Below are 11870 nucleotides of genomic sequence, written 5' to 3' on the forward strand. Positions count from 1 at the left end.
AGGCAAGCGGCCAAGCAAGCGGTACGGCAGGGCGGTTGAGAACCCTGTAGAGGGCCGCATCCCCGGTGACGGGGGTGCGGCCCTTCGCCATGTCCGCGCCGGGAAACCCCACGTCATCACCCACCCTCAGGTGGAACACAGCGTTCCCTCAGCGGACCGGGACACGATCCGGACATGACTGGCATCGCAGGGCTGCGAAACGACCGCGTCCGTGTGCTCATCGTCGACGACGAGCCCGCGCTCACCGACGTGCTCTCCGCGGCCGTCGAGGAGGCGGGCTGGCGCGCCTGTCAGGCCCCCGACGGGCAGAGCGCGCTGAAGATCGCGCGCGGCTGCGCACCGCACGCCGTCGTGCTCGACGGGATGCTGCCCGACCTGGACGGTCTCCAGGTGCTGCGCCGCCTCAGGTACGAGAACCCGAAGCTGCCCGTCCTCATGCTCACCGCCCGCGACGCCCTGGAGCACCGGCTCGACGGGCTCGGCGCCGGCGCCGACGACTACGTCACCAAGCCGTTCTCCCTGGAGGAGGTCGTGCTGCGGCTGCGGGGACTGCTGCGCCGGACCGCGGCCGGGCAGACCCGGATCCGCGACCGCGAGCACGTCCTGGGCGACCTCGTGCTGACCGAGGAGACCCGCGAGGTGCAGCGCGCCGGCGTCCCCGTCCAGCTCACAGCGAAGGAGTTCGAGCTGCTCAGCCTGTTCATGGGCCACCCGAGGCAGGTGCTCAGCAAGGCGCAGATCCTCGACCACGTCTGGAGCAGTTCCTTCGACGGCGACGGCAACCTCGTGGAGGTCTACGTCTCCAGCCTCCGCCGCAAGATCGACAGGGGCCGGGCGCCGATGATCCACACCGTGCGTGGCCTCGGCTACGCCATCCGGCCGGCGGAGGACGGAAGATGAGCCTCCGCCCGCGTCGCAACCGACCGCAGGAGCGCACCGCCGGGTGCCGCCCACGGCCGCGTACCCGCTCGCTGCGCACCCGCCTGCTCGTGTTCGTCAGCGCCGCCCTCGTCCTCGTCTGCGCCACGATGGCGCTGACCACCGCCTTCGTCCAACGCGCCTACCTCATGGGCGACCTGGACGGCCGTGTCGCCGCGGCCGCCTCGCGCAGCCTGGGCGGGGCCTCACTGCACCCGGAGATCGAGGACGACCTCGGCTTCCTCAACGAGAACGGCCACGCCACCGGCATGCTCGCCGCCCGCCTCGACGAGGACGGCAGGATCGTCGCCGCCGAGGTCGTCAGCCAGGACGCCGCTCCGAAGAGCCTCACGGCCGCGCAGATCGACGCCCTGGCGGACATCGCGACGGACGGCTCCAAGCACACCCGGACCGTGCCGGGGCTCGGCATCTACCGGCTCACCGCTGTCGACAGCGGCGGCGTCCGCGTCCTCGCCGGGCTGCCCATGGACGACGTCCAGCGCATGATCGGCGGACTGGTCGTCGCCGAGGCCGCCGTCGCGGTGGCCGGTCTCTTCGTGGCGGGCTGCATCTGCACGGTGGTCATACGACGCCAACTGCGCCCCCTCGGCCGGGTCGCCGCCACCGCCGCCGAAGTCTCCCGCGCCCCGCTCGACCGCGGCGAGGTCACCGGCCTCACCCGGGTCCCGGCCCGGGACACCGACCCCGCCAGCGAGGCCGGACAGGTCGGCGCCGCCCTCAACCGCATGATCGACCACGTCGAGTCCTCCCTCTGCGCCCGTCAGCGCACCGAGGAACGCATGCGCCGCTTCCTCGCCGACGCCAGCCACGAGCTGCGCACCCCGCTCGCCTCGATCGCCGGATACGCCGAACTCATGAACCGCGGCACCGACCGGATCGAGCCGATGCTCGCCTGGCGCCGCGTCTCGGCCGAGTCGGCCCGGATGACGGGCCTCGTGGAGGATCTGTTGCTGCTGGCCCGGCTGGACGAGGGCCGTCCCCTCCAGTGTGCCGAGGTGGATGTGGCGGCGCTGGTCGCGGAGGCCGTGTGGGACGCGCGGGCCGCCGGGCCAGAGCACGACTGGCAGCTCGAACTCCGCGTCGACGAGGCCCCGTTGGTCCTGGGTGACGAGGCCCGGCTGCACCAGGTGGTGGCGTGCCTGCTGTCCAACGCACGGGTCCACACCCCTCCGGGTACGACGGTGGTCGCCGCTGTGGAGACCGGCGCCGGCCGCTGTGCGGTCCGGATCCGCGACGACGGCCCGGGCATTCCGCCCGACCTCCTGCCACAGGTCTTCGACCGCTTCACCCGCGCCGACACCTCCCGTGCCCGCGGCGGCGCGCGGGGCGGCGGCTCCGGTCTCGGCCTCGCCATCGCGGCGGCGATCGTGTCCGCGCACGGCGGCCGTATCGACGTGCGGAGCGAGCCGGGCCGTACGCAGTTCACGATCGAACTGCCGCCCGCGGGCACCGAGCCACCACCGCCGGACACGGCCTCGGACACGGCCTCGGACACGGCCTCGGACACGGCCTCGGACACGGCCTCGGACACGGCCTCGGGCCCGGCCGTCCCGGCAGCGCTTCCCGCGCTGTGCGCCGCCCGCCCGTGGGCGCGGAGCTAGTCCGGCACGGGGGCGCAGGGAAGCGCGCCGGTCTCCGGCAGTGCCTGTTCGGCCCAGATCACCTTGCCCTGCGGGGTGTACCGGGTGCCCCAGCGCTCGGTCATCTGCGAGACCAGGAACAGACCCCGGCCTCCCTCGTCGGTCGTCGCGGCGTACCGCAGATGCGGGGAGGTGCTACTGCCGTCGGCGACCTCGCAGATCAGCGTGCGATCGTGGATCAGCCGCACGTGGATCGCCCCGCAGCCGTAGCGGATGGCGTTGGTGACCAGCTCGCTCAGCACGAGTTCCGTGGCGAAGTCCAGCTCGGACAGGCCCCATTCCGCGAGCTTCCCGGACACGGCTTCGCGCATCCCTGACACGGCGGCCGGATCGCGGGGCACGTCCCAGTCGGCGACCCGGTCCGGCGGCAGGGCCCGCGTGCGTGCAATGAGCAGAGCGACGTCGTCCTTGGGCCGGCCGGGCATCAGTTCGTCCACGACCGCCTGGCAGCTCTCCTCCGGGGGGCGGCCGGGATGGCCCGTCAGCGCCTTGCGCAGCAGCTCCATGCCCACGTCCAGGTCCCGCGACCGGTCCTCCACGAGGCCGTCGGTGTACAGCACGAGCTGGGAGCCCTCGTCGAGTTCCAGCTCGGCCGTCTGGAACGGCATCCCACCGAGGCCGAGCGGCGGCCCGGCCGGCAGCTCGGGGAAGGTCACGCTGCCGTCGCGGTCGACCAGCGCCGGCGCCGGATGCCCCGCCCGCGCCATGACGCAGCGGCGCCTCGTGGGGTCGTAGATCGCGTACAGGCAGGTGGCGCCCACGAGGTCCGAGGCCGTCTCCGCACTCGAGGACTCGTCCTGGTCGATACGGCCCACCAGGTCGTCCAGATGACTCAGCAGCTCGTCGGGCGGCAGGTCGAGCGTGGAGAAGTTGTGCACCGCGGTGCGCAGTCGTCCCATCGTGGCGGCGGCGTGCAGGCCGTGGCCGACGACGTCGCCGACGACCAGCGCCACCCGGCTCCCCGGCAGCGGAATCACGTCGAACCAGTCTCCGCCCACGCCCGACTGGGCCGGGATGTAGCGGTAGCCGACGTCGAGGGCGCTCTGCTCGGGCAGGGCCCGCGGCAGCAGGCTGCGCTGCAGGGTGACCGCCAGGGCATGCTCGCGGGTGTACCGGCGGGCGTTGTCGATGCTGACGGCGGCCCGGGCCACCAGCTCCTCCGCCAGCGACAGGTCCTCCTCGTCGAAGGGGGCGTGCTCGGCACGCCAGAAGTTGGCCATGCCCAGCACGACCCCGCGGGCCTGGATCGGGGCGGTGATGAGCGAGTGGATTCCGTACTCGAGGATGTCCCGGGTCCGCTCGCGGTCCTGTTCGTGCCAGTCCGTCGCGGCCGACAGGTCGGTCACCAGCTCGGAGCGGCCGGTGCCGTAGCCGCGCCCCTGGGGCGTGGAAGGCAGGAAGTCGATCAGCCGGCCTTCTTCGTAGAGCGGATGGTCGTCGTGGATGCCGCGCACGGTGACGCGTCGTATGTCCGTGGCCGTGGGAGTCGGCTCGTCGCCATGCACGACGCCGTCGGCCAGGTCCACGGTGACGAAGTCGGCGAAGCGGGGGACGGCGACCTGTGCCAGCTCCTCGGCCGTGCGGATGACGTCCAGGGTGGTGCCGATGCGCAGTCCCGCGTCGTACAGCAGGTTCAGCCGCTCACGGGCCAGCTGTGCCCTCCCGGACACCGCCTGGAGCTCCGTGGTGTCGCGGAGTGTCACCACCGTCCCCCTGGGGCCTCCGTCGCGGTCCGTGATCCGCTGGTTGACCGCCAGCAGCCGTCCTCCGGCGACGTGCACCTCGTCGGTGGCCTCGCGCCCGGAGACGAGCAGTGCCGCCGTTTCGGGGTCGAGACCGGAGAGCTCCCGGACGGGCCGGCCCTCGGCGTCGGGCGACAGCTCCAGCAGCCGCCTGGCCTCGTCGTTGGCGAGGAGCAGCTGCCCGTCGTCACCGATGATGAGCACCCCTTCCCGCACGGAGTGCACCACCGCGTCGTGGTGCTCGTACATGCGGCTCATCTCGTCCGGGGCCAGGCTGTGGGTCTGCCGTCGCAGCCGCCTGCCCACCAGCGCCATCCCGCCGGTCGACACCACGAGCGCGCCGGCCCCGGCGCCCAGGATGATCGGCAGTTGCCGGTGCACCTGGCTGGTCACGTTCTCGACCTTCATGCCGGAGGAGACGAGGGCGGTCACCCTGCCGGCGGCGTCGTGGACGGGAACCGTCGCCTGTACTTCGTGGCCCAGCGGGCCCTGGACGCTCTCGGTGTAGACCTTCCCGGCCAGCGACGGCTCGATCCGGCCCACGAACCGCTCGCCGATCCGGTCCGGGATGGGGTGGGTGTAGCGGATGCCGTTGGTGTCCATGACCACGATGAAGTCGACGCCCGCTGCCTTGCGCCCGGCCTCCGTGAGGGGCTGAAGGGCGCTCGACGGGTCGGCGGCCTGCAGCGACGCCTCGACGCCCGGAGCGTGCGCGAAGGTCTGCGCGACGGCGACGGAGCGGCGCTTGGCCTCGGCATTGGTGTCCCGTTCCGACTGCAGGACCAGCGCCACGACGGCGCCGGCCACGAGCAGCACCACGAGCGCCACCTGCAGCACGAAGACCTGTCCGGCGACGCTACGGGGGCTCTTGCCGATCAGTGATCGCAGGGAGTGGCGCCCAAACAGGGCGAAACGCTCCGCCATGCGGGCATTTGTAGCACTGCTTATGCCTGGTGGCTATGGCCGTCCAGTCGGTGGACGGCGTCGCGGGAGGGCATACGCCGAGGTCAGAACCCTACGAGCGCGTCGAGGTCGATCTCGATCGGGAAGGGCAGCTCGGTGACCAGCTTGTCGTGGTGCACCGGGTGCGACGGTGCGGGGAAGTAGGAAAAGGTGTCCGCGTTGAGCCAGTACTCGTGCACCGCGAGCTTCTGGTCCCGATCCAGTTCCACACGCCAGTAGTACGGGACCTTGTGTGCGGCGAAGAGTGCGGGCTTGCGTACGCGGTCGTCCTGGCGGGAGCCGGGGGAGACGACCTCCACAGCCAGGGCGACCTTCGCTACCGGGATGCACTCAGCCTCGAAGAAGTTCAGATTCCGAGGATCGTAGATGATCGCGTCGGGTTTGGGTGTGTTCCGGTCGTCCACCATTACGCACTGTTCCGTCAGGACCCGATAGGGCGACACTCGCGCAGCCTTGAGTGCGTCGGTGATCCCGTCCCGCACTTCGTTGTGCCAGACATTGGTCTGCCCACGAGCCACGATCACTCCGTCCACGAGTTCCCAGTCGAAGGGCAGCTCCAAGGCCTTGACCTGGTCGAAGGTCCAGCCGTCGGCCGGAGGGAACATCCAGGTGTCCTCGGTCGCCGGTCCCCGCTGGGGTGTGGTCATCACTGCTCCCATGGACGCCAGTGTGGACGCCGATACGCGGCGTGATCGTACGTACGAAGGTATCGCCACCCGAACCGGCGATGCCATGACATGCCCTTGACGCTCGCGAAGGCGTTTACAACCACGCCCCACGGCGCTACCTTCCGCAACAGACGGGGTGGGAGCGCTCCCATCGTCGGTGGACCGGAACCCGCCGCCCGGACCGCTCCCGCCCCGCGCGCCCGCATCGCGGCAGCTGTACTTCCATGCACGCATCCACGCAGCCCCGTACCTGAAGGGACGGACTCGACTGTCATGATCCTGACAACGCATGACTCGGGGGCGACGACCCCGCCGCCCCGCCGATTAACCCTCCCCACCCGCGCCAGAGCCCTCTTCCTCGTCCTGATCTCCCTGCTCGCGACCGTCCCGGCCGTTGCCCTGGTCATGAGCGCCAGCGGCGAGGCAGAGGCTCACGGCACGCCCATGAAGCCGGGCAGCCGCACCTTCCTGTGCTGGCAGGACGGCCTGACCGACACCGGTGAGATCAAGCCCGTGAACCCGGCCTGCCGGTCGGCCCAGCAGGCCGGCGGCACCACGCCGTTCTACAACTGGTTCTCGGTGCTGCGCTCCGACGGCGCCGGCCGCACCCGCGGCTTCGTGCCCGACGGCGAGCTCTGCAGCGGCGGCAACGCCAACTTCAACGGCTTCGACACACCGAGCAAGGACTGGCCGCTCACCCACCTCACCTCGGGTGCGGCGGTCGACTTCTCGTACAACGCCTGGGCGGCGCACCCGGGTTGGTTCTACGTCTACCTCACCAAGGACGGCTTCGACCCCACCCAGCCCCTCACCTGGGACGACATGGAGGAGCGGCCCTTCCTGAGTGTCGACCACCCACCGCTCAACGGCTCCCCGGGCACGGTCGAGGCCAACTACTCCTGGAGCGGGCAGCTTCCGGCGAACAAGTCCGGCCGTCACCTCATCTACATGGTCTGGCAGCGCTCGGACAGTGCGGAGACCTTCTACTCCTGCTCCGACATCGTCTTCGACGGCGGCAACGGCGAGGTGACCGGCATCAAGGAGCCCGGCAACCCGACCGACCCGGTGCCCGGCGAGTGCTCCGCCACCCGCCGCACGACCGGCAGCTGGTCCGGCGGCTACCAGTCCGAGGTGACCGTCACCAACAGCGGCGACGTCCCGATGCTCGGCTGGATGGTCGACTGGACGCTCGCGAGCGGCCAGAAGGTCGAGAGCCTCTGGAGCGGCAACGCGACCTACACCGGCCAGGACGTCATGGTCCACAACGCCGACTGGAACGGCTCTCTCGATCCTGGGGAGAGCACGACGTTCGGCTACGTCGTCTCCGGCCCGGGCGGCGACAGTGCGACGACCCTGCCCTGCCGGGTGGGCTGATCCGCAGGGCCTGATCCCCAGGGTCCGATCCCAAGGGCCCGATGCCCCGGAGGGCCGTGGCTCCGGGCGGACCCGGTGGACGCTGAGCCGCCATCCACCGGGTCCGCGAGCCGGACGGGCCAGAGGGGGGAAGTAGGACCGTCCGGATGGTGCGTGGCTGGTGCGATGCCGCGATGCGACAACGTTGTCGATTGGTCTGCACATGACTCTATCGCCTCAACGGACAACGATGTCAACTCAGTTGGGCCGCTCAGCCGTTCGGGTGCCCCGCCTGTGTGCCCTCGCGCCCCGCAGGCACTCTTCCGTGGCTCACCGCGCGCCCGGCCGTCCGCCCAGAACAGTGACCCGCCGGCGTACCCGCGGGTTGACGATCGCCGTGGAACGCGGCCTCCCCGAGGCGCACGACATGGAACAGGCCGTACAGCAGCCCGGACGCGCCGGACGCGGTGACGGTCGTACGACTGTCACCGCGTCCGGAGGTGAACCCCTCGCCGCCCTCGGTGCCGGCCAGCTCCAGCACCAGGTCGCAGGGACCGGGACCGGGAGCCGCCGCGCTGTCGCGCCTGACGCTTCCCCCGAACCGTCGGCAGGCCTCCGCCACCTCTGCGCGCACCGTGTCCACCAGCGGAACCGAACCACGGATCATGGTCCGCCGGTGCCGATCGGCCGGAACGCCTCGTCCGGCAGCCAGGCCGGATCGACACCCTGCATGAGACCCCCGATGCACCTGCTCAGGCGAGCAGTTCGACTTCCGACATCACCGCCTCACCGTCGAGCACGAGGCGGTACTTCCCGTACGTACCCGGTGACCCCACGGAGAACGCCCGTGTCTGCCGGTCCCACGCGAAGGACTGCCCGGTGCGCTCGTCGAGGGTCCGCCACGTGGTGCCGTCGTCCGACCCCTGGAGCTTCCAGCCGGTCGGAGCCTTCGCCCGCTCGGCCGGCGACGTCAGGGTGTACTGCACGGCCTTGGTCCGCTCCGGCACCGGCAGCTCGAGCGAGGTGACACTCGCCTGCGTCGCCGACGTGTTGTCGAACAGCGCACCGTCACCCTTCAGTACGTCCGTCCGCGGCGTCGGCACCTCGTCGTCCTTGGTGATCGACACCGGAGCGGCGTTCTTGCCGGTGCCCCAGGTGGAGGGCCGCGGGCCCATGTCGAACTCCAGGACGCCCCCCTTCGCGATCAGCGAGTGGGGGAGCGAAGTCGACTTCCACGGAACGCCGTTGACCTTCAGGCCCTGGACATACACATTGCGGGCGTTGTTCTTCGGCGCCTTGACGACCAGCTTGCGGCCGTTCTCCAGCTGGACCGTCGCCTTGGTGAACAGGGGCGATCCGATGGCGTACTCGCCACTGCCCATCACCAGCGGATAGAAGCCCAGCGCGGAGAACAGGAACCAGGCCGACTGCTCGCCGTTGTCCTCGTCGCCGTGGTAGCCCTGCCCGATCTCGCTGCCGACGTACAGCCGGGACAGCACCTCGCGGACGTTCTTCTGCGCCTTCCAGGGCTGCCCGGCCGCGTTGTACATGTAGTTCGCGTGGTGGGCGACCTGGTTGGAGTGGCCGTACATGCCCATCCGGACGTCCCGCGCCTCCGTCATCTCGTGGATGACACCGCCGTAGGAGCCGACGAAGTCGGGCGAGGCCGTCTCCGGGGTGGCGAAGTACTCGTCGAGCTTGTCCCCGAGACCGCTACGGCCGCCGTAGAGGTTGGCCAGGCCCCGGCTGTCCTGCGGGGCGGTGAAGGCATAACCCCACCCGTTCGTCTCCGTGTAGTCGTAACCCCACACACGCGGGTCGTACTTGGAGGACTCGACGCGCCAGTCGCCCTTCTCGTCGCGGCCCTGGAAGAAGCCGGCCTTGGAGTCGAAGAGGTTGACGTAGTCCTGGGCACGGTTGAGGAAGTACTCGGACTCCTCCTTGTACCGCTTGTCGCCGGTCTTCTTGTAGAGCGCCTGGCCCATCCTGGAGATGCCGTAGTCGTTGAGGTAGCCCTCCAGCGCCCACGACAGGCCCTCGTGCGTCTCGGTGTTCGTGTAGCCGAGGAAGGGCGAGGTCGCCATGCCCTTGCGGCCCACGCCCGAGGACGGGGGCACGACCGTCGCGTTCTTCACGGCCGCGTCGTACGCCGACTTCGCGTCGAAGTCGACGCCCTTGACGTAGGCGTCCGCGAAGGCGACGTCCGAGGACGTGCCGGTCATCAGGTCCGCATAGCCGGGGGAGGACCAGCGGGACGTCCAGCCGCCGTCCTTGTACTGCTGGACGAAGCCGTCGACCATCTCGCCCGCCTGGCTGGGCGTGAGGAGCGAGTACGCCGGCCAGGTGGTCCGGTAGGTGTCCCAGAAGCCGTTGTTGACGTACACCTTGCCGTCCACGATCTTCGCGCCGGTGTGCGTCGGGGTGTCCGGGTTCGGCATCGGGGAGAACGGCGACGCGTACCGGTACTTCGAACCGACCTTCTCGAAGCCCGAGTTGGGGTACAGGTACAGCCGGTACAGGCTGGAGTACAGCGTGGTCAGCTGGTCCTGCGTCGCGCCCTCCACCTCGACCTTGCCGAGCAGCTTGTCCCACTGGCGCTGGGCGCGCGACTTCACCGCCTCGAAGGAGGCGTCGTCGACCTCCTGGCGCAGGTTGTCCTTGGCCTGGTCGACGCTGATGAGCGAGGTGGCCAGGCGGAGCGTCACGGTGCGGTCGTCGCCGGCGTCGAAACGCAGGTGGCCCTTCACCCCGCTGGAGGACCCCTCGGTCACGGGCTTGTCGAAAGTGCCGTACACGAACAGCCGGGTGGCCCCTGTCGACAACCCGGACTTCACGTCCGAGTAGCCGGTGAAGGTTCCGCTCTCCTTGTCGAGCGTGAGTCCCGCCTGGTCGGTCACGTTGTCGAAGAGGACGCTCGCGTCGTCACCCGGGTAGGTGAAGCGCAGCACCGCCGCATGGTCGGTCGGCGCCATCTCCGCCTTGAGCCCGTTCTCGAACCGCACCCCGTAGTAGTACGGCCGCGCGGTCTCGTTCTCGTGCCGGAAGGCCAGCTCACGCGCCTCGCGCCCGGTGTCCGGGGTGCCGGAGGCGGCCGACGGCATCACCTGGAACGTCTGCCGGTCACCCATCCAGGGGCTCGGCTCATGGCTGGCGCTGAACGCCTGGATCGTCGGCAGGTTGTCGTCGTTGTTCGCGCGGGCGTAGTCGTACAGCCAGCTCAGCGAGCCCGCGTTCGTCACCGGCGTCCAGAAGTTGAAGCCGTGCGGGACGGCGGTCGCCGGGAAGTTGTTGCCGCGCGAGAAACCGCCGCTGGAGAGGGTGCCGCGGGTGGTGAGCGCGTAGTCCGACTTGTGGGCCTTCGGCTTCTCGGGCGCGACGGACTTCAGCGAGATGTCGTCCAGCCAGCCCCGGAACTTCGCCGGGCCCTTGGGGGAGTCGTACGCCACGAGTATCCGGTCGACCGTCCTGCCGGCCGCGACCGACCCGATGCGCGAGGCGACGGCGTTCCACTGGTTGACGTACAGCACCTTGGCCGCGCCCTGTCCGCGCGGGGAGAGCGGGAAGCCGTGCTGGTCGGTGGCGCCGAGGTCGCTGAGGTAGGTGCCGTCGGTGAAGGCCAGGTCGACCGAGACGTTCGTGGCGTCGTAGTCGCGGTCGCCGTCCGCCATCGAGGGGAAGACGCGGTACGACAGCCGGGTGTCGCGGCCGACGGCCACGTTCACGTCGTAGACCTTGTTGTACGAGTACGCCCGCCCGTCCGCCGTGTGCCGGCCGGCGTAGCGCAGCGCCCGCTTGCCGGTGAATCCGGCGCCCGCCTTCGCGGTCGGGGAGCCGCTCGGGCCGCGGTCGACGAGGGAGAGCATGTCTTGCGGGACCGGGCCGTCGCTGCCGCCCGTGGAGAACTGGACGTCCGCGAGCTGAAGGATGTCGGAGGCGCCGTTGTTCTGGGTGATTTCCAGCCGGAAGTGCTGGTATTCGGCCGGTTCCGAGAGGTCGTACGTCTTTGTCTGGAACCGTTCGGCGAACGTCTCGCCCGATCGGGTGTCGACGGTCTTCCAGTCCTTGCCGTCCGTGGAGCCCTTCAGGGTCCAGTCCCGCGGGTCACGTTCGGCGTAGTCGTTGGCCGAAGTGAGCGCGTATTTAGCGATTTTCATGGGTTTGTCGAGGTCGAATTCCACCCATCCGGTGGCTTCGAAGACCAGCCACTTGCTGCTCGACTCCCCGTCGGAGAGGTTCTCCTTCACCTCGCCGCCGCCAGTGTTCTCGCCGCTGGCCCGGACGTCGGTGACGTGGTCGGTCACATTGCCCGGTATGCCACTGCTGTAGCCGCCGTCGACGCCCGAGGCGCGCTTGCCGCCGTCCGGGGCGGTGTCGACGGTATTGAGCCAGTCGGGTGCCGGATCGTCGGCCTCGAACGAGGACGCGAAACTCCGGTCGGCCTTCGCGGGGGCCTCGGGCAGGGCGACCGCCACGCCCTGCGAGCCCACGGTCAAAGCAAAGGCGGTCGCCGACACGACCGCCGTACCCCATCTGTGCCGAGCTCTCTGCTGCATAAGCCGGTACCC

The 11870-nt window shown here is 70.2% G+C and carries 7 protein-coding genes; 3 read left to right on the forward strand and 4 right to left on the reverse strand.

The features are described from left to right. The first annotated feature begins 174 nt into the window (after positions 1–174). Positions 175–900, forward strand: coding sequence for a response regulator transcription factor (locus tag ACFY5C_RS22440; RefSeq protein ID WP_389446790.1), 726 nt, complete (start codon positions 175–177; stop codon positions 898–900). Next, a complete protein-coding gene (locus ACFY5C_RS22445) occupies positions 897–2540 on the forward strand; it encodes a sensor histidine kinase (RefSeq protein WP_389446792.1) in 1644 nt (547 codons plus the stop codon). The genes ACFY5C_RS22440 and ACFY5C_RS22445 overlap by 4 nt, the downstream gene beginning before the upstream one ends. Here the strand turns inward: ACFY5C_RS22445 and ACFY5C_RS22450 are convergent. Together ACFY5C_RS22450 and ACFY5C_RS22455 are read right to left on the reverse strand one after the other, a co-directional pair. Then, positions 2537–5245: a SpoIIE family protein phosphatase gene (locus ACFY5C_RS22450; RefSeq protein WP_389446794.1), complete on the reverse strand. Its 2709-nt coding sequence runs from the start codon at positions 5243–5245 to the stop codon at positions 2537–2539. The genes ACFY5C_RS22445 and ACFY5C_RS22450 overlap by 4 nt on opposite strands. A gap of 83 nt (positions 5246–5328) precedes the next feature. Beyond that, positions 5329–5943, reverse strand: a complete 615-nt coding sequence (locus tag ACFY5C_RS22455) for a Uma2 family endonuclease (protein ID WP_389446796.1) — start codon at positions 5941–5943, stop codon at positions 5329–5331. 282 nt (positions 5944–6225) lie between these two features. Here ACFY5C_RS22455 and ACFY5C_RS22460 point away from each other — a divergent pair, with 282 nt between their 5' ends. Then, complete coding sequence (locus tag ACFY5C_RS22460) at positions 6226–7326, forward strand: lytic polysaccharide monooxygenase (RefSeq protein ID WP_389446798.1); 1101 nt, start codon at positions 6226–6228, stop codon at positions 7324–7326. A gap of 250 nt (positions 7327–7576) precedes the next feature. On the opposite strand, the gene ACFY5C_RS22465 is transcribed toward ACFY5C_RS22460, so the two are convergent. Both ACFY5C_RS22465 and ACFY5C_RS22470 read right to left on the reverse strand, forming a co-directional pair. After that, the gene (locus tag ACFY5C_RS22465; RefSeq protein WP_389446799.1) at positions 7577–7972 is read right to left on the reverse strand and encodes a hypothetical protein; all 396 of its coding nucleotides are present in this window, start codon (positions 7970–7972) and stop codon (positions 7577–7579) included. Between the two features lie 85 nt (positions 7973–8057). Next, the gene (locus ACFY5C_RS22470; protein ID WP_389446801.1) at positions 8058–11858 is read right to left on the reverse strand and encodes a GH92 family glycosyl hydrolase; all 3801 of its coding nucleotides are present in this window, start codon (positions 11856–11858) and stop codon (positions 8058–8060) included. Positions 11859–11870 lie beyond the last annotated feature (12 nt).

This window comes from Streptomyces sp. NPDC012935 (assembly GCF_042900345.1).
GTDB lineage: Bacteria > Actinomycetota > Actinomycetes > Streptomycetales > Streptomycetaceae > Streptomyces.

Bases quoted from the DNA above. Each gene is read 5' to 3' on its own strand.
- ACFY5C_RS22440 (WP_389446790.1), top strand. From the start codon at position 175: ATGACTGGCATCGCAGGGCTGCGAAACGACCGCGTCCGTGTGCTCATC.
- ACFY5C_RS22470 (WP_389446801.1), bottom strand. From the start codon at position 11,858: ATGCAGCAGAGAGCTCGGCACAGATGGGGTACGGCGGTCGTGTCGGCG.
- ACFY5C_RS22460 (WP_389446798.1), top strand. From the start codon at position 6,226: ATGATCCTGACAACGCATGACTCGGGGGCGACGACCCCGCCGCCCCGC.
- ACFY5C_RS22445 (WP_389446792.1), top strand. From the start codon at position 897: ATGAGCCTCCGCCCGCGTCGCAACCGACCGCAGGAGCGCACCGCCGGG.
- ACFY5C_RS22465 (WP_389446799.1), bottom strand. From the start codon at position 7,972: ATGATCCGTGGTTCGGTTCCGCTGGTGGACACGGTGCGCGCAGAGGTG.
- ACFY5C_RS22450 (WP_389446794.1), bottom strand. From the start codon at position 5,245: ATGGCGGAGCGTTTCGCCCTGTTTGGGCGCCACTCCCTGCGATCACTG.
- ACFY5C_RS22455 (WP_389446796.1), bottom strand. From the start codon at position 5,943: ATGGGAGCAGTGATGACCACACCCCAGCGGGGACCGGCGACCGAGGAC.